This window comes from Pseudomonas sp. PONIH3 (assembly GCF_002934345.1).
Classification (GTDB): domain Bacteria; phylum Pseudomonadota; class Gammaproteobacteria; order Pseudomonadales; family Pseudomonadaceae; genus Aquipseudomonas; species Aquipseudomonas soli.
Window position 1 is genome coordinate 4,035,682 of record NZ_CP026386.1, and the last position, 18,373, is coordinate 4,054,054.

At 57.9% G+C, this 18,373-nt stretch carries 17 protein-coding genes; 11 read left to right on the forward strand and 6 right to left on the reverse strand.

Annotation, left to right across the window (positions count from 1 at the left end):
* Positions 1–82: 82 nt before the first annotated feature.
* From C3F42_RS18680 to C3F42_RS29410, 3 genes are read right to left on the reverse strand one after another with little or no spacing between them, the layout of a single operon-like run.
* A complete protein-coding gene (locus C3F42_RS18680) occupies positions 83–1,153 on the reverse strand; it encodes a serine/threonine-protein kinase (protein WP_104444735.1) in 1,071 nt (356 codons plus the stop codon).
* Complete coding sequence (locus C3F42_RS18685) at positions 1,150–2,196, reverse strand: serine/threonine-protein kinase (RefSeq protein WP_158659576.1); 1,047 nt, start codon at positions 2,194–2,196, stop codon at positions 1,150–1,152. The genes C3F42_RS18680 and C3F42_RS18685 overlap by 4 nt, the downstream gene beginning before the upstream one ends.
* Entirely contained in the window at positions 2,180–3,268 is a 1,089-nt protein-coding gene (locus C3F42_RS29410) for a PP2C family serine/threonine-protein phosphatase (RefSeq protein ID WP_158659577.1), read from the reverse strand. Before C3F42_RS29410 ends, C3F42_RS18685 begins: the two co-directional genes overlap by 17 nt.
* A 544-nt stretch (positions 3,269–3,812) precedes the next feature.
* Between C3F42_RS29410 and radC the strand changes: the two genes are divergently transcribed.
* Positions 3,813–4,322, forward strand: coding sequence for a DNA repair protein RadC (gene radC, locus C3F42_RS18690; protein WP_104444737.1), 510 nt, complete (start codon positions 3,813–3,815; stop codon positions 4,320–4,322).
* Between the two features lie 67 nt (positions 4,323–4,389).
* Here radC and C3F42_RS18695 read toward each other — a convergent pair whose 3' ends face one another.
* The gene (locus C3F42_RS18695) at positions 4,390–6,846 is read right to left on the reverse strand and encodes an AAA family ATPase (RefSeq protein WP_256586211.1); all 2,457 of its coding nucleotides are present in this window, start codon (positions 6,844–6,846) and stop codon (positions 4,390–4,392) included.
* 393 nt (positions 6,847–7,239) lie between these two features.
* On the opposite strand from C3F42_RS18695, the gene C3F42_RS18700 reads away from it, so the two are divergent.
* The 6 genes from C3F42_RS18700 to C3F42_RS18725 all read left to right on the forward strand — a co-directional run bounded on the left by C3F42_RS18700 (position 7,240) and on the right by C3F42_RS18725 (position 14,022).
* Entirely contained in the window at positions 7,240–8,070 is an 831-nt protein-coding gene (locus tag C3F42_RS18700) for a DUF932 domain-containing protein (protein WP_104444739.1), read from the forward strand.
* A gap of 80 nt (positions 8,071–8,150) precedes the next feature.
* Positions 8,151–10,220, forward strand: coding sequence for a ParB/RepB/Spo0J family partition protein (locus C3F42_RS18705; protein WP_104444740.1), 2,070 nt, complete (start codon positions 8,151–8,153; stop codon positions 10,218–10,220).
* 59 nt (positions 10,221–10,279) lie between these two features.
* A complete protein-coding gene (locus tag C3F42_RS18710; protein WP_104444741.1) occupies positions 10,280–10,489 on the forward strand; it encodes a hypothetical protein in 210 nt (69 codons plus the stop codon).
* Between the two features lie 885 nt (positions 10,490–11,374).
* Positions 11,375–12,895, forward strand: a complete 1,521-nt coding sequence (gene istA / locus C3F42_RS18715; RefSeq protein WP_081273177.1) for an IS21 family transposase — start codon at positions 11,375–11,377, stop codon at positions 12,893–12,895.
* Positions 12,892–13,632, forward strand: coding sequence for an IS21-like element helper ATPase IstB (gene istB / locus C3F42_RS18720; RefSeq protein ID WP_064491510.1), 741 nt, complete (start codon positions 12,892–12,894; stop codon positions 13,630–13,632). The genes istA and istB overlap by 4 nt, the downstream gene beginning before the upstream one ends.
* Positions 13,633–13,707: 75 nt before the next feature.
* Positions 13,708–14,022, forward strand: a complete 315-nt coding sequence (locus C3F42_RS18725) for a DUF736 domain-containing protein (RefSeq protein WP_104444742.1) — start codon at positions 13,708–13,710, stop codon at positions 14,020–14,022.
* Positions 14,023–14,097: 75 nt separating this feature from the next.
* Here C3F42_RS18725 and C3F42_RS29695 read toward each other — a convergent pair whose 3' ends face one another.
* The gene (locus C3F42_RS29695; RefSeq protein WP_218277418.1) at positions 14,098–14,988 is read right to left on the reverse strand and encodes a TIR domain-containing protein; all 891 of its coding nucleotides are present in this window, start codon (positions 14,986–14,988) and stop codon (positions 14,098–14,100) included.
* A gap of 50 nt (positions 14,989–15,038) precedes the next feature.
* Positions 15,039–15,332 carry a helix-turn-helix domain-containing protein gene (locus C3F42_RS18735; protein ID WP_104444743.1) on the reverse strand — a complete coding sequence of 98 codons (294 nt, stop codon included), beginning with the start codon at positions 15,330–15,332 and terminating at the stop codon, positions 15,039–15,041.
* Between the two features lie 271 nt (positions 15,333–15,603).
* Between C3F42_RS18735 and C3F42_RS18740 the strand changes: the two genes are divergently transcribed.
* From C3F42_RS18740 to C3F42_RS18755, 4 genes are all read left to right on the forward strand, one after another.
* Positions 15,604–15,951: a DUF2958 domain-containing protein gene (locus C3F42_RS18740; protein ID WP_104444744.1), complete on the forward strand. Its 348-nt coding sequence runs from the start codon at positions 15,604–15,606 to the stop codon at positions 15,949–15,951.
* A gap of 322 nt (positions 15,952–16,273) precedes the next feature.
* Complete coding sequence (locus tag C3F42_RS18745; RefSeq protein WP_104444745.1) at positions 16,274–17,044, forward strand: DUF2285 domain-containing protein; 771 nt, start codon at positions 16,274–16,276, stop codon at positions 17,042–17,044.
* Positions 17,045–17,156: 112 nt separating this feature from the next.
* Positions 17,157–17,441, forward strand: coding sequence for an AlpA family transcriptional regulator (locus C3F42_RS18750; RefSeq protein WP_104444746.1), 285 nt, complete (start codon positions 17,157–17,159; stop codon positions 17,439–17,441).
* A gap of 26 nt (positions 17,442–17,467) precedes the next feature.
* Positions 17,468–18,313, forward strand: coding sequence for a replication initiator protein A (locus tag C3F42_RS18755; protein WP_104445324.1), 846 nt, complete (start codon positions 17,468–17,470; stop codon positions 18,311–18,313).
* Positions 18,314–18,373: the final 60 nt, after the last annotated feature.

Consider the following 18,373-nt stretch of genomic DNA (forward strand, 5'->3'; position numbering starts at 1 on the left):
GGACAATCTATCGCTACCCTAGCGTTAGCTGAAAACAATATGAAAAGGAGGGGCGGTGGAGCCCTCCTTAAATTACTAAAAATCATTCGATCACAATGATCGGATGACCTCGGTCACGCGGCGATCCCGGAAAATTCGAGTAGCACACTCTCTTTCCAGGTGTGGCTGATGACTTTGACCCATAAACGCTTTCTCGACTAAAAAAGGTCGTTACACCGTCGTCGCCATCTATGAATCCACTGTATCCGTTTTGAATTAGGTTTGTCACGCTTCCAATCTTTCTGTCAACGCCGATAAAGCAAAGATTAGAGATTCTCGCAACCACATCATCGGCGGTGGGGCGATCCGCAATATTGTATTGAAGGCAGTCTTCCACGAGGGACTGCAACTGTTGCGAAAGGATCTTATATTGCGGGTTTGACGTCATGAAATCTGGCCAAGGCTCTCTATTCTTATTTTGCACATTGACAGCAGCCTGAAGATACACGCCGAAAGGAACTTTTCCGGTCATTATTTGGAACATCATGGCACCAAGCGACCAAATGTCGACTGAGGCACCAGGATGTTCACCCGGTTGCCTGAACATCATTTCTGGTGCCATATAAGGCAGAGCACCGCGGATTGTTCCAGATGTCGATCTGGTTATATCGCCTTCTCGCGCAGCTTCGTCAAAGACCTCTTCTGTTAGCGTAGCGATGCCGAAATCAGTGATTTTTAGCTCGTGCAAATTAACGCCATGTTCAACAATGATGTTGCTTGGTTTTAAGTCACGATGAACAACTCCCGCATGATGTGAGGCGGCAACGCCTTTGGATACATGCAAAAATATACGAGCAGCGAGGTGAGGATCAATGGCTCCAAAAATCTTTAGCTTATTTTCAAGATTATCACCATCAACCAGCTCTTCGATAAGAAAGAGTCGGTCATTCTCCTCAATATAATCTAAGGTCTTTGCAACATTATGATGATTAACTCTCGCAGCTATTTTTGCGCTGCTTTTGAATCTCTTATCAGGCTGCCCGGGCTGAGGCGTTTTTAGTGCAACATTAGACTCCAGCAAAATGTCATGTGCCAAATAGACATCTTGCATACCGCCTCGACCGATGTGGCGCTCTATACGATAGCGACCGGAGACAACATCATTTGGATTCATGGCATTACCTCCGGATTTGAGACGTCAAAGGTCACGAACTTTCTGCCACCGCCATTGCCGAAGGTTAGAACACAACAACCTGGCACTATCGCCCCAACATTAACGGACGTGTTGTTTATATAAACAGCCCCTGTGACTTGTGTAACGCAAAACACCAAGCCATCATATTCAATCGTGAGGCTCCCGACAGTTGCATTTAGCGATATTCTTCTATTTTTATGATCTAGAGTGTTCGCCACTCCATTTAAAACGACGGTGGCGCGATGCTTATCCTTCAGAAGATGTTTTTCCAACAAGTTCTTGATGACTTGCATAGACGGCCTGTCTCTCCTGTCTGCCGCAAGGCATTGAAACAAGGTATTTGTAATTTCACTTGGCACCCCAGGGAGGAGAGCTGAAAAATCCGCTAGCGTTGGCTGACTTGGAGGCCTACTGCGCAGACTAAGAGGAGGCGTATCGGTGAGCAAGGCTAGGCATGTCACACCAAACGCATAGACATCAATAGATGAGTCAAAAGCAATTGTGTGGTCACCCCATAGTTCTGGCGCCATGAATATAGGAGTCCCTATTATGCTCCTTGTCTCAGCATTAGAATTACTTCTCGACAATCCGAAATCAATAATCTTGACCACACCCTCGCTATCTATTTTTATATTTCCAGGCTTAATGTCCCGATGGATGATTCCGTGAGAATGAATATCCGCGAGTCCGCACGAAATCTGCCATATCACGTTAAGGTAGTCTTGATTGACAGAAAAAGACCCAACCTGAAGTATCTCTCCATCAATATATTCAAGGACAATAGCGGGCTGTTGCACGCCTCCTCCTTGAATGTTCACGATGTCATAAAGTTGAACGACGTGCTTTGATCTAACCTTTGACAATGCCTTTTGCTCATCAAGCAATCTACGAGCTTCAACCCCAGCTTGTAGATGCTTCAATACAACCTGGCGTTGCAAATGAAGATCTTCGCAAAAAATTACCTCTCCCATTCCGCCCCTGTCGGAGTTATCGAGAGTTTTATATCTATTTGCTATCAGCACCGACGTCTCCCTGTTCGGCAGAATTGCCAATCTCTATATCCAGTTGAACCTCTTCCGGGTAATTCTCGGTTTTCTTTTTTCGAGATTTTCGAACGGGTGGCTTCGACTTCTTCGATGCTCGCTCAATCTTAGGTGGCTTGCTGGGTATGAGCTGGGATGAATAATTATTCACTGCGTCATTCATCTCATTTGGGGCTTGAGCGTGTTTTGCATTAAACGCCGGCTCTTCCTCGCGCAGCCAAAGGGTAGTTAGATCCCCGCCTGCATCCCACAAACGGATTCCGCTGCCTTGATATTGTGCAAGCGATGGAAGCATTTCGGCGATGTCAAATATGGCGGATGTTGAGTTGTCATTGCCTCCGCACCACATCGCGACAGAATTCAGACGCTCGGAAGCTTCGTTAAGACTTGACGAATTTTCCAAAATCCTGCTGAGGGTTTTTTCTTCTATGCCGTGAATGCCATCAGTGGTAATGGCGCAAAAACCTTCCTGACAAGAAAATTCAGATATCTTGGGCTGAATCGAATCGCCCATTCCAATAAATTGGAGCAATTCTCGGCCGCTTCCACCAACAGCCTCTACGAGAGAGTCGTCAGTTGTATGTCGCTCAACCTTTTTCCCAGCCCCGAAAGTGTAGACACGCGTATCACCAAGATGAACAATTATCTTGGCGCCTTGAGAATCCAGCAAAACTGCAGTTAGCGTAGAACCGCCATCGCCTCGATATATCTCGAATACTTGATTGTTTGATGCTTTTACAGCTTCGTAAGCTCTTTCCTTGATACCTAAATTACGGTGCTGTATCAAAGAGTAGAAGAAGCTCGATATTGCCAATGAAGAACATTTCCCGCCATCGCGCATGCCTCCCATGCCATCAGCAACCGCTATTGCAAACAGCGGATTTATTGACTTCTTTCCAGTGTAGAGAGCGGCCGCACGATCCTGATTCTCCTTTCGAACCAGTCCTATATCACTGGATAACACAAACGGAATATCAAGGCATTGACTGGATGAGCGGCTAGCAAGACGCCGAGAAATCCAAGTTTGTATATTCTCTTGGAATGGGTGCATTGTTTTCTCGCAACTCCTATATTGGAAGCAATCTATTTGCGTCTTCGTTGGGACTTACACCACTTTGGTCTTGAAGTGCTGTGCGATAGTTACATTTTAGCTGACGTACTTCCAAGCGTCACGCCCATACCGGTTTATATCGCCGACGCTTACGGCCCTTTCGGGCGGGCCCACTTACAGATTGAGCAGCGCAGACAGGACACCGAGTCGGCCAAGCAGCATTCGTGCGTCCCGGCGTGCCCCCGTAGGTCTCGCGGGCTGCACCCCGCGCCTTATGCCGAATCGTGGCTATCCGGCTTTGATCCCTTGACGCCTTCGGCCCATGTGGGCCTGCGCGCTCCGCTTGCCAAAGGCGGGTATGTGCATTGGGCGGGGTGTAGGCGGTCTTGCTGTTCCCTTCACCGTACCACGGCGTTCTCGCCGTCAAGGGCTTCGCGTGCTTGCACGCTTGCGGCCTGTGGCCGTCCTTGACCCCTGACTGCTTGCGCTGCGCCGTGCTCTCCACGGTTCCGGGCAATTCCGCCCGAGCAACCGGAGCACGATCATGTCGCAACTGTCCTTTCCTTCCTTCGATTCCCCGCTGCTGGTGCGCGACACGCAAGGGCGCTATCTGCCGGCATCGGCCGACGAGATTCTGGAAGCTGCGCGGCAGGTCATCGACCAGAAGATGCAGCGCGGGGCCGAGTTCACTTCGCCGGCGGCGGTCAAGGAGTACCTCCGCGCCAAGCTGGCCGGCTTCGAGCATGAGGTGTTCGCGGTGCTGTTCATGGACTCGCGCCATCGGCTGATCGAATACCGGGAGATGTTTCGCGGCACCATCGACGGTGCTTCGGTGTATCCGCGCGAAGTGGTCAAGGAGGCGCTGCGGTTGAATGCGGCGGCGGTCATCGTTTCGCACAACCATCCGAGCGGGAACCCCGAGCCGAGCGCGGCCGACCGGGCGCTGACCCTGCGGCTCAGGGAGGCGCTGGGGCTGGTGGACGTGCGGGTGCTCGATCACGTCATCGTCGCCGGTGCCGCAACGGCATCGTTTGCCGAGCGTGGGCTGATCTAACCAAAGGGGCTTCGGCCCCCTTTTTGCTGCGCCTGGTGGCGCAGCTCCGGCCTCTCGGGCCTGATGCTTAGGCGGTCGCAACCTGAACCATCTCGTCGTAATGTTTCTTGTCCACTTCTTCCAACCACTGAAAGATGTGCCCGATGACGCTATGGCTTTCGCCAGCCAAGTTTTCTGCGGATTCCTCTGTTATCTCAATAACGTCGCTATGTGAATACTTATTGATAAAACGGTAGATTTTTTCTTTAAGCTCCGGTGTCGTGATAGTGCAATCTTTTAGTCCAGCCTCCATCAATTGACTAATGTCGCTTCGCCGCCTTGGATATTTAAAGGTGAAGAACGATTCAACGAGCTTTCGGGCGAGGTTGGCGGTCAAGAACGCCTCATCTCGATTGAGTGTCGTGTGCGCCCTGTATTCATAGAGCTTCTTGAAGATATAGTGGTACTCGGAACCGTAGTTCTTAAGAGAGTCATCGGCATCGACAAGCAGGGAGTGACGAGGGGAGCCAGGTGGCGCATCCAGGCGATAAAAGAAGCAATTCTCGGCGTTGCCTTTCTTGACTCGATTCCTATTTGTGCCAGTGAACCAGTCTCTCACCAGCTTGAAGTAGGTGAAGTTGTGAGTCAGCACAAAAAGCTGCTTGGCTTCAGTGCATTGCGTTCTCAAGAATGAATAAGCATGAAACAAGTGATTTGAATCAAAGCTTGAGACCGGGTCATCAACGACGACGATCGTGTCCTTGATGTTATTTCCGTTTTCCTTGAGCTTCGTGATGAAGTAGACAAATGCAATCGCAGTCTTCTCACCTTCGCTCAAATTCCCGTCATGCTCACCAACCCCGTTTCTGATGATCTCATAACCCTTCTTCTTTTGATTGAAGCTCAGGCAAAGTTCAGAGCGGCCAATGAAGCGATGCAAGATGTCATTGAACTCCTTCGCTCCGACCGTTTCATTCGAGAGCAGCGCCTCTATGGCTCCGACCTCTTGACTAATCTTTTCAATCTCCTTGTGGTCGTTCTTTGCTTCTGACTCAAGGTCATTGCATTTCTTCTCACTTCCAGCATAGTCAAATTCTTGCACCTCAGCGGCAGCAAAGTGAAGCTCCAGCGCCACCTTGCTTTTTGATGTCTCAGATTTGAAGTTTGAAGTCTTATTGTTGTGCTTTCCGACAAGAGCAACAATCGACTTCAGGATGTCATTGAAATTGGTGACATCGCCTTCAACCACATCCGAGATCTGAATGTCTGTCTTCGCAGGGTCTGTGATCTTGGCCTTCAGGGCTTCCCGCCATGCGTCCATTTGCTGGTCGATCTTCTCAGCAGCAGTCGCGTAGTCCTTTTGAAGCTTCTCTGCCTCGGCCGATAGTTCTTTATAAAACTCGGTCGCTGCGGGCAACTGATTGGCTGGGGCGCCTTGAGACTCAATCCAAGTCGCCGCGTTCTGAAGTCGGCTCTGAAACTCTGTGAACTCTTTGCTGAAGTGGGCAGCAAGTGCCTCGGCACGAAGCTGGGCGAACGGAGAGCCGCAGAACTCGCAGGATTGCGAGTCGTGGTTTTTATGGATTTCCAAGCCTGTTTGAACCCATTCACGGATGTCCGGGTTATCAGTCAGCCGCTGGATAGCTTGATTGACCGCAGTAGTCCCAATCAAATCTCTGATGCGGCCCGCCGCCTTCTTAAAGTAGTCCGGCTCAATGGCCGTTGAGGCGAAAGCAATGCTTGGAAGCTGATCTGGCTTGGCGGCATTCGTAAGGTCGATAACCCTCTCATCTGGAAGCACCGACTCCGCCTTGATAATTGCCTCGCCATTATTCTGTATGAAGTTAGAGAGCTTGCGGCGGTCGTAATTCAAGTAATAACTGTCGCTCGTATCAATCGCCTGAAGTCCAAGCTTCATTTTCTTGGCAGCATTGGTCAGGAATTTCTCTAATGCCTCACGCTGCTTCTTGATATCGCTTTGCTTGTCGTCGTGAGCCTTCTTTTTCGACTGAAGCTCGCTCTTCAGCTTCTCCAGCTTCTGCAAGTCATCAATCTTCTCTTTCGCAATAAGAAGTATGCTCTTTACGGATTTGTCCCAATCAATGTTCTCATGCACGAAGCGCTGATTGAAAACATGAATATTCAATTGGGATGAGTGGAGTGTGGATTCTGTGATCGTTGAGCCATCCTCCAGAACTACTGAAAATTGGCCCGTGCTGAAGCGGGGAACCATCGAGCGAAGCTCAAAGCAAGAGAATAGATTTGATAACGTTGACTTGCCTGTTCCATTCCAACCATAGACCAAGTTGTACCGGCCAAACTTTTGGATCTTCGTTCCATTAAAGTCGCTGAAGATGCCGAACTGCTTGAGGCGGTTGATGCAGACAATCATTTCTAGATCTCCGTGTTTTTGCTTTTCCATCATTTGCTTGCGAAACAAATGGTAAACGAAGAGTCCTCTTGCGTCTCCGCTTCGCGGATCGCGCTGCTCCAGGTTCGCTAGTCGCTCATCCCTGGCGGGAGTGGCTTTGCCAGCCTTCCGCACCGCTGACGCCTACGGCCCGGCTTCCAGCTTCGGGCCTGCGCGCTTCGCTTGCGTGCGGTTTGGCACACAAGGGCGGCCGTTGCCATGCCCAGCCGTCTCCCCTGACTTCATCACCTTGTCCGCGACCGTAGCGCGCTCCCGTGTGTCGTCAAGGCGCGCAGGGCCGTGTCCTCGGCTGCGCCTGCGGGCCGCACCAACCCTGCGCTTGTCTCCTTGACGGCCCCCGTCCGCGCGCTCCTTTGGCCGCGGGCGATGAACTCAGGAAAGACGGTGGCAACAGGGCCAACCGGGTTCCTCGTGCCAACCGCACAGAACAGCCAAGAGCTGGGCTTCCGAATCTAGGAATCCGGTGTGCGGTGTGAACAGCAAACCCTTTTCGTCAGGAGAAAGATCATGCAACTCGCATCCCGTTTCGCTTCCCGTTCCCCCTCGCTGCGCAGCGATTACCCGCTGACCGATGACCAGATTCACCGCGTGGCCCCGTCTATCTTTGCGGACGCGCCGCATGAGAGCCGTTCGCAGCGGTACGCCTATATCCCCACCGCCGCCGTGCTGGCGGAACTGCGCAAGGAAGGATTCCAGCCCTTCATGGTGACGCAAACCCGCGTGCGCGACGAAGGCAAGCGCGAACACACCAAACACATGCTGCGCCTGCGCCACGCCAGCCAGATCAACGGCGCGGAGGCTAACGAAATCGTGCTGCTGAACTCCCATGACGGGACGAGCAGCTATCAGATGTTGGCCGGCATGTTCCGGTTCGTGTGCAGCAATGGGCTGGTGTGCGGCGACACCGTGGCCGATGTGCGCGTGCCCCACAAAGGCGATGTTTCCGGGCATGTCATCGAAGGCGCTTACGAAGTCTTGCGCGGCTTCGACCGGGTGAAGGATTCCCGCGATGCCATGCGCGCTATCACGCTGGACGAAGGCGAAGCCGAAGTGTTCGCCCGTTCCGCGCTGGCCCTCAAGTACGACCCCACCGACAACAAGCCCGCGCCGATCACCGAATCGCAAATCCTGATGCCGCGCCGCTTCGACGACCACCGCCCGGACTTGTGGAGCGTGTTCAACCGCACCCAAGAAAACCTGACCAAAGGCGGATTGCATGGGCGCAGCGCCAACGGTCGCCGCCAGCAAACCCGCCCGGTGCAGGGCATTGATTCCGATGTGCGCCTCAATCGCGCCCTCTGGATGCTGGCCGATGGCCTGCGCCAGTTGAAAGCCTGATTCCCCACGCGGCAGGGGCAGGCAGCAGCCCTTGCCGCTTTCCTCGCTGCTGCATCCCTGAACCGATAGGAGTTATCACCATGAACGCCATTACCCAAACCGAAGCCCGCGCCGTCAATACCGCCGCCGCTATCCCGCTGGAAGCAGCCGACTCGACCAAGAACCTGATTCTTGTTTCACTGTCGCGGCTGGTGTCGCGCCCGACCGGGCGCAACGTGCGCAAGACCCCGCGCATGTCCATTCCCGAACTCGCCGCCAGCATCCAGCGTGTGGGCCTGCTGCAAAACTTGATCGTCATTGCCGCCGCCGATGGCGAGCATTACGAAGTTGTGGCCGGTGGCCGTCGCCTTGCAGCCTTGAAGCTGCTGGCGAAGAAACACCGCATCAGCAAGGAATGGGACGTGCCTTGCCTGCTGGTGGCCGATGGCACCGCCCGCACGGCCAGCCTCACCGAGAACGTGCAGCGCGAAGCCATGCACCCCGCCGACCAGTTCGAGGCATTCGCCGCGCTGGTGGCCGAAGGCCGACCCATCGAGGACATAGCCGCCGATTTCAGCGTGTCCCCGCTGGTGGTGCAGCGCCGCTTGAAGCTGGCGAACGTCTCGCCCCGGCTGCTGGCCGACTACCGCGCCGAAGCCGTCACGCTCGATCAGTTGATGGCCCTTGCCATCACCGACGACCACGCCGCGCAGGAAAGCGCCTTCTACGACGCTCCGACGTGGCAGCGCAACCCGCACAACCTGCGCGAACGCCTCACCGAGCGCGAAATCGACGCATACCGGCATCCGCTGGTGCGCTTCGTCGGGCTGGACGGCTACGAGCAAGCAGGCGGCGGCATCCGCCGCGACCTGTTCGCGGAAGGCGACAAGGGCGTGTATCTGACTGATGCCGCGCTGCTGGAACGGCTGGCGCAAGACAAGCTGGCAGGCATCGCCGCCGAGTTGCAGGCCGAGGGTTGGGCGTGGGTGGATGCCACGCCGGGCATGACCCATGCCGACCTGCACACCTTCCAGCGTGCGCCGAGGGAACGCCGCAGCCCGAACAAGCGCGACGCGCAGCGCATCGAGAAGTTGCAAACCAAGATGCACGAACTGGCCGAAGCCGTGGATGCTGCGCTGGACGACGAGGACGAAGAAAAGGCCGATGCCTTGCAGGAAGAAGGCGAACGCCTGGGCGAGCAGTTGCAGGCGCTGGAAGATGGCTTGCTGGACTACGCGGCCAACGTGAAGGCGGCAGCCGGTGCCATCGTCACCATCGACCGCGACGGGCAGGCCGTGATTCATCGCGGGCTGCTGCGCGAAGCCGAGGCCAAGGCGCTGCGCACGCTGGAACGACTGCGGCAGGGTTTCGGCAGCGAAGGCGAAGCCGACAACGACGACGAAGGCGAGGACGACGACCCGCCCAAGAACGCCGCCATGTCCGACCGGCTGGCGCAGCGATTGAGCGCCCACCGCACCGCCACGCTGCAAATCGAAGTTGCCCGGCATCCGCGGGTGGCGCTGGCCGCGCTAGTGCATGGCATGGTGCAAACCGTGTTGCAAGACAGCTACCACCGTCACGACTTGCCGCTCGGCGTGAGCCTGAAAGTGCAAGACCGGCTGGAAAGCCTTGCCCCGGACGTGTCGGAATCGCCTGCCGCCGTGGCGCTGCGCACCTTGCAGGAAGTCGCGGGCGAAGCCTTGCCGGAGGACAGCGCCGAACTGTTCGCCGCGTTGCTGGCGAAGTCGCAGGATGAACTGGTGCGGCTGCTGGCCGTGTGCGTGGCTTCCACCGTGGACGTGGTGACACCCCGCGCCACGACGCAGCAACCGGGCGGGGAACTGGCGCAGGCCGTGGGGCTGGACATGGCGGCATGGTGGAAGCCGACCGCAGAGGGGTATTTCAAGCACGTTTCCAAGGCCGTGATCCTGGAAGCCGTGGGCGAGTTCGCCCCCGCGCACGTCACCCGGCTGGCGAAGCTGAAGAAAGGCGACATTGCCAGCGAAGTCGAGCGGCTGGCCGATGGCACCGGCTGGATGCCCGCCATCTTCGCCGCTGAAGCCACGCAGCAGACCGCGCAGGAGGTGGTGACGGACGAGGAAGCCGAAGCGCCGGAGGAAGTCGCCGCCGTGGCGGATGAGCAGCCGCAGGCCGAGGCACTGGCCGCGTGACCTTGCACCACAGATAGCGCCCCGGTTCCGGCCGGGGCGCTTCATGCCGAGGATTCCCCATGAGCCACGACACCACGAACCGCCCCCGCATGGCCGCGACCTACGCCCCCGGCACGGTACGCGCCCGTCGCTGGCATGGTGCTGGCGACGGGCGCGGCTACCGCCCGCCTCGCGGCTGGACAGCCCGCGCCGACCTGACCGACCTGCATCCCATTACGGGCCGCGCCTTGCCGCGTGCCGTGTGGTGGATCATCGAAACCAAAGAATAGGGAGCAGCCCCGCGCCCAAGCCGTTCCGTCTTGGGCGCGGGGAATGCCAAAAATCCGGGCGCGGCGGTGGCCGCGTCCGGTGTTCAAGGCTCAAAGCCAGAGCGCCCCTGCGCCGCCTTCGGGCAGGCCGCGCAGGGGCGGCGCACAAGTAGCCTTGTGCGCGGGAAACCCTCGAAGCCCATAAGTGCGTCGGCGCACAGCGCCGACGACATTCCGAATGCGCCCCGCCGCAATGAGCGGGGCTTGTGGGCCTACGCCCCGGCTTGCTGCCGCAGGTTGCACGAAAGCGTGCCGTCCACGACGCTGGCGGTTCGTCACCTGTACGTCACGAAGGACAGTTCACCGACACGCCACCCGGCCTAGCAATGGAGCTTCCACGCCACGCCTCAAGCAAGAGGCCGCCTGCTACGTCAGGGCGCTTTCACCTTGTCGCTGGCGTTGTCCTTGCCCGTGTCAGGGCGCAAGCCGGTGAAGCCGTCACGCGGGGAGCCGAGTCGGCCATGTTTCCTTTCGGAGCGGGTCGGCCCAAGGCGTCCTGTCTGTTTGTGAATCCTGGCGGTGGCCGGGCTTCTATGGCTACAACCTTCCAGCGAAAACAATTTCCCCTGCGCTACGCGCATTCCTCGCGGGACAAATTCTTTTCGATTCCAGGCGCTCCACTGCGTTGCGCCCGCAAGCGGTGCAGCCAGCCCGTCCTCCGCCGATCGGATCACAACAGGACGCGATGGGCGCGAACCCTGTTCAACGGAAAGGTGTTAATGGCCAATTAAACTGACCCACCTCTGGCCAACAATTTTGACCCACCCATAGTGGCATTGGCCACCGACCATGTAGCGTCACCCGCCTTATGCACAGGCCGGGGACAGATCATTGAAGGAGTGGGTTGTGATTCACAAGATCAAGGGGTTGTATGACCAGGGCCGAGGCCTGTCGGTCCGTGCCATCAGTCGTGAGCTGGGGATTTCCCGGAACACCGTACGCAAGTATCTCCACCTGGATGAGATGCAGATCAGCGCTACCATTGCTGACCCTTCACGCACCAAGGTGCTCGACGAGCACCGCGATTATCTGATTAATCAGTTGGGTCAGTTTCCAGCCCTGAGCGCAGTCAAGCTGGCCCGTCGCCTGAGGGAGCGCACCACCGAGCTGGCGGTGTCAGACCGGAGCATTCGCCGCTATGTGCAAGCGCTCAAGCAGCAGGTTGCCAGTGGCCAGTTGCGCTATTACGAGCCGGTCGTTGAGTCAGTGCCTGGCGTGCAGTGTCAGGTCGACCCCGGTGAGCTGCGAGGCGTCATGATTGGCGGCCTGGAGCGTGTCGTTCATTTTGTGGTGTTTGTGCTGTCCTGTTCACGGCTGATGTATGTCGGTCTGAACTTCCGGCCGCTGGATACCGAACGGTTTATCCAGATGCACGACGAGGCCTTCCGCTACTTCGGCGGCGTCACCGAGGAGTGCATCTACGATCAGACCAAGATGGTGGTGATCAACGAGCAGTACCGTGAGCTGACGCTGAACCAGCGCTTCCACCAGTATGCGACTACCGTCGGGTACCGCATCCATGCCTGCGAGGGCTATGACCCGGAGAGCAAGGGCAAGGTGGAGGCCGGGGTCAAGTACGTCAAGCGTGACTGCTTCTACGGCGAGCACTTCCAGGACGAGGCCGCCGTCCGACAGCACCTGAATGATTGGCTCGAGACTGTCGCCAACGCACGCGTGCACGGCACGACGGGGCAGCATCCAAGAGCGCATTTCGAGGCACTGGAGCGTAGTCAGCTCAAGCCCTATCTCGTCCCGCAGAACCTGCTGCACGTGGCGCCGACAAGGGAGACCCGCAAGGTCGACAAGACCGGCTTGATCTCATGGCAGGCCAACAAGTACTCGGTACCCATGGCCTGGCAGCAAGCCCGTGTCGGTGTCAGCGCACAGGACAACCAGTTGCTGATCCATGACCTGGAGAGCGGTGAACTCATAGCCACCCATGACCTGTGCAAGGCCAAGGGCCGGATGATCAAGAACAACAACCATTACCGAGACCATGCCCAGCGCATTACCGACCTGGAGCGCGGCATCGACTCGATCCTGCCCGATGCCCTTGGGGCAACCCTGTGCCAACTGCTCAAGCGTACTTCGCCGCGTATCTACAAGGATCAGCTGGTTGCTGCACGCGACCTGCTCATGGCCCATGCGCCGGTTGATACGGCGTTGCTCGGCGAGTTGTGCGAGCGCAGTGAACTGACCGCCACCGGGCTCAAGCGCTACCTCGAAGCATGGCAGCAAGCCAAGGCGCGGGGCCGGATCATCGGCGACCATGACTATGCGCCAGAGGCCGGTAGCCAGGTTAGTCACGCCGACCTGAACGCTTATGCCCGCATTGGCCAGTCGACTGGCCACGGGGTGACCCAATGAGCCTGCTCGACAGCACTATCGCGCAGTACCGAAGCCTGCGCCTCAGCGCGACCGCGGGTGAGCTGGCCACCCTGCTGGCCAGAGCCGAAGCCAATGAACTGTCCTACCTGAGCTTCGCCCAGTCACTGGTCGAGCATGAGCTTAACGCCCGCTCCAGTAGCCGCGTAAGCCGCAACCTCAAGCAGGCGCAGTTCCCCTCGGAGAAGCATCTGGAGGCCTTCGATTACCGGCACCAGACCACCATCACCAAGCGCCAGGTCAGCACCTTGCTGGACTTCAGCTTTATCGACAACCGCGACAACCTGGTGTTCATCGGACCACCGGGTGTGGGCAAGACCCACTTGGCCATTGGGATTGGCCACAAGGCGGTTCAGGCGGGCTACAAGGTGCTGTTCCGCACGGCTCTGGCGTTGGTCGAGGATCTGGAGCTGGCGGAAATGAAGGGCGAGCTGAAGAAGCGCCTTAATCAGCTGAGCAAATACGACGTGCTGATCATCGATGAGCTGGGCTACCTGCCGATGACGCGCCAAGCCCGGTACAACCTGTTCCAGTTAATCAACAACCTGTACGAGTACCGCTCGGTCATCCTGACCACCAACAAGGACTTCACCAGCTGGGGCGAGTTCTTCCATGACGACAACGTGGCCGTGCCCATCATCGACCGCGTGATCCACCATTCACACATCTTTATGCTGGGAGGTGAGAGCTATCGTTTGAAGCAGAAAACCGGCGGTTAGCGGTGAGCAAGTGGGTCAATTCTATTGGCCAAAAGTGGGTCAAAATTAATGGCCATTGACAAAAGGAAACTCATCATGGCAAACATCGGCACCTTCACCGCAGAGAAAGACGGCTTCACCGGCACGCTTCGCACCCTGACCCTGAACGTCAAGGTCAAGCTGGTTGCCAACGCCAAGGGCGAGAACGAAAGCGCCCCCGACTTCCGCCTTCAGGCGGCCGGGCACGACATCGGCGCGGCGTGGAAGAAGACCAGCGAAGCCGGACGGCCCTACGTGTCCGTATCCCTCGACGATCCTTCGTTCCCGGCGACGGTCTATGCCCGCCTGATCGAGAACGAGGACGGCACGCACGACCTGATCTGGTCGCGCAGCAAGCCCAAGGCGGCCTGACGGCCGCCCACCGCGCCCAGCCCATTGCGGCTGGGCGCTTCGTGCTTATGAGTTTTCGCTGTCAGACAGCGCACTTCAGATACATGAGGTCCCAGCGGGGGGCAAGTCATTCAAGCGAACTCGTTCGACAACCATCCGCGCTGCCTCCAGCGGTGTGTACTCGTCCAAATCTACGTAACCATCAATCGAAAAGCTGCCGCTTATATCGGCATGATCGAAGCGCATGAACATGATTGCGTGATCGTTCTTGTTCTTGATGATGTTTCGGATGGCGCGCCACTCTAGGCCACACCATTCCTTACGCTCGTACTCTGCGCAAAGAAATACGACGACCAGATCGGAGTTGTTGAGGTAGATGCGCTGCAACAAGGTGTCCAGATTGGGCCGTGCTAGCTGTGCAGTGAAATCCTTGTCATAGAAAACGGCATCGCGCCCCAAACGTTTCTTCACTTCTGCGGCTACGGCAGCTACGTAATCTCGCTTCTCACCGGGAAAGGACAGCGCGACCCGAAATCGCATTTCTTCAACGCGACCAGGCGGGCGGCCTTCAGCAACATAGCTCTCATCCACAAGGCCCTCCGAGGCAAGCAGTTCAAAAAGATCCTCGTCCTTTACGGCCCAGTGGGTGCGCGACATCTCCCACCTTCCAATGTCAAGCTTTGTCAGCAATGACTTCAGCTTGGAGAAATTGAAAGCGGGGATACTGTCATCGAATTCATACTCGACCAGGATGCTTCGCCCACGCTCTTTTATTCTTCTGATATACCCAACCCGCACAACCTCATCGTCTCCTTCGTACGTGAAAAGTGTCGGGAGCGACTTCAGTTCTTCCTGAGCATTTGCATCAAGGTTGGAAAATTTCGCCTTGATGCTATCTGTGGTGTGCTCAAGAAACCGCGTCCGGTCATATTCGTATGCGGAAATGTCCCATGCGCCTTCGGCAGCCGTAACAAGCAGGTTGTACACAGTTCTAATCTCCTTTAGGCCGCATCCGTGGAATGAAGGGCGCGCGATGCTCAGCCAATACCTTCTCCGAAAATTTCTTTGAGTTCCTGCCGTACCTGTTCCAGAACATCCTCAGTTTTATGCGTGCTATTGCCGGCATATGCCAACGTCAATAGCGTGAGCGGGTGAACTTCCATTACTTCGCACAGTTCGGCGAGCTTGTTCAGCGTCGGGCTTTTCAGGTCGCGCTCCAGCGAACTTAGATAGGTGCGGCTGGACACGTCCGAGAAGGCCTCTTGGCTCAGGCCACGTGCTTTCCTGATCTTTCGCAACGCATCGGGCAGCGATGGCTTGAGCGTTGTCATGCTGGACTTTCCCCAAAATCCAGAATGACAACTCATTGCACCCTATAGGACTACAATCTATAGTGTTCATTTCGTTTGTTTGTTCTTTTACTGAAATCCGCATCGGCGGCTTTCTTCAAAAGTGGAGAGCCTGATCTGTGTCTTTCCTGACTTCCGTGCATGTGTCTTCGTGCTTCTACGCTTCTGCGGATGCGTCGGCTTGCTCATCTGTGCTTTCGAGGGGAAGCGGTAAAGCGTCTCTGATGCTCCGCACATCCGTGGGCATACGGCCATGACTCCGCTCATCACCGCCGACGAGTGCACACGCCTGCTGGCCAACGGCCAAGCACGCGCCGCAGGACAGGACACCGATCCGCTGCCCGTGGTGCGCCTGTTCACGCCAGATGCGCATGCCACTTGGCTGCTGGCTTCGCTCGACCCAGCCGATGGCGATACTGCCCACGGCCTGATCGACTTGGGGATTGGCATGCCTGCACTGGGAACGGTGAAGCTGTCCGACTTGGCCGCCATCGTCGGGCCGCGCCAGCAGCCCGTGATGCGGGATCTCTACTTCCAGCCGGTACGACGTTTGTCGGAATACCTGCAACTGGCCGAAGACAACGGCTCGATCACCGATTGAGGGCCGCCGCGAAGCGGTGGCGCACTGTGTCTATTTCGGTCTGGTCCGTGACCCGTTCGGTCTGAATCGGCAGTGTTGCACCGAAGCGGTGCGTGCCTGATCGAAACGGTCATGATGTCTGGCGCAGGCTGCGGCAAGCTGAACGACGCGGCATGCCATTGGAGTGCGTTGCCGCCGTCGCACTCGGACGATTTCAGCAACGCATCGGAGTTCATCGGTCTTGACACTGCCAGTTTACGCTTCACCCATGACGTTTTGACGATGGCCTCGTAGCACGCCGTTTTGCCGTGGCGACGTATTCCCAGCACAGGGAGGTTGCCTCATGGCTGATCGCAGTGCCGAGCCGTGGTATGCCACGGCGGCCTATCTCTACGTTCTACATCTGGATGGCCCGGCGCTGGCCTGGGAGTACCTGCGCCGTCATCCAGACTATCGGCACGACTGGTTGCGCCGTCGTCGCCAACCGGATACTGCCGGGCATTGGGGGCTGCGCCTGCTGGAAGATCCCGCTCTGGATGCGCGGGATGCGCACCCGGCCTGGTTCCCCGATCACGATGCCGTAGTGCAGCTCTACCCGGATACCGATCCACCGCCCGATGCCCTGTGCTTTGAGTTCTGGAAGCTGCCGGGCCACAAATACCTGATCCATGACGGCAAGCGCCTGGTGCTGATGGCGCGCTGGCCCGGCTGCTGCCTGCGCTTCGTGCTCGCGCCCGGCCTGGCCGACGGCATGGCTTACGCCTATGCCATCCGGGCCTGCGCCGTACCGTGTGCTCGATACCACGCACTTGCCGTCGAGTTGGACAGGCTGACCGCTGCGGCGGATGCCGCGCCTGTCGCCACTGCGCGACCCCGGCCTTCGCTAAGCCAGCTTCGGGAAGTGCATACCTTGCAGGCGCTGGACGCGACCCTGGCGGGCGCGTCCTTGCGTGAGGTGGCCGAAGGGCTTTTTGGCGTGGATGCCGTCGTGGCCGACTGGCACAAGGACAGCGCTGTGCGCGCTCGTGTACGTCGGCTGGTGCGGCGTGGCGAGGCGCTGATGCGCGGTGGCTATCGCAGCCTGGCGCAGCTCCCTCCAGTTGCAGCGCAGTAAGGGGGGACGTTTTGCAGCCCCTTCATTTCGTCCCTTAGCAAGAAGCCCATCTTTCTTGAAAGTGCCTCTATCCGGCCGCGTGGTGTGGCCGGGCTTGATGGAGGTACATCCCATGCGACCCGCTCCCTTGCGGCCTGCCGCCGCTGCTGTCGCTGCGCCCGCGCAGCCCCAACGCTACCTGACCAACGACGAGGCCGCCGAATATCTGCGCCTCAGCCCTCGCACGCTGGAGAAGCAGCGCGTGATCGGCGGCGGGCCGAAGTTCCGCAAGTTCGGCCGCCGCGTCATGTACGCGGTGTCCGACCTCGATGCCTGGGCCGATGCGCGCAGTTTTGATGCGACTTCCGACCCGGAGTACGCCGAGCGCCATGCGGGCGACTACCGTGATGGCCGCTGACCGTCGGCGCGTGGGTGGCCTTCGCCATGTCCAGCCCGCCAGGGCAAGCCTTGCAGCAGCGCGAACAGCTCGACCTGTTCCGCGCGCTGCCGGGCGACATGGCGCCACGCGACAGCCAGGACTTGATGGCCTTTCCGTTCTTCTCGCTGGCGAAGTCGCGGCGCGTCGCGCCGATCGACTTCCGGGCAGGCGGCATCACCATCCGCGTGGAGGGGACGCAGGAGCATGGTATAGCGACCATTTGGGATGCCGACATCCTGATCTGGGCGGCCTCGCAGATCGTGGAAGCCCGCGATGCGGGCATCCCGACCTCGCGGCTGATGCAGGTGCGCCCTTACGAAATCCTGCGCTTCATCGGGCGCGGTACGTCGCTACGCGACTACCAGCGCCTGAAAGCCGCGCTCGACCGGCTGCAATCGACCACGGTGGCCACGTCCATCCGCGAAACCACGGGAAGGCGACTGCATCGCTTCTCGTGGATCAACGAGTGGAAGGAACTGGCCGATGCCAGCGGCACGCCGCTAGGCATCGAGCTGATCCTGCCGGACTGGTTCTATGCGGGCGTGGTGGACGCGGCCCTGGTGCTGACCATCGACCCGACGTATTTCCGGCTGACCGGCGGCATCGAGCGGTGGCTATACCGCTTGGTGCGCAAGCATGGCGGGCGACAGGAGCACGGCTGGCAATTCGATTTCCAGCACCTGTACCGCAAGTCGGGCAGCGTGGCGCGCTTCTACGACTTCGCCGCCGACCTGCGCGCGCTGGTGGCGCGGCAGTCGTTGCCCGGCTACGTCCTGGGCATCGAGCGGATGCCTGGCGAGAAAACCGAACTGCTGACCTTCCGGCCCGTGCCGCTCACGGCACGGGGATAACTGTGGGAAAACCTGTTAATTCACTCGTGCTATCAGGCAACAGGAGGCTCGTGCTATCAG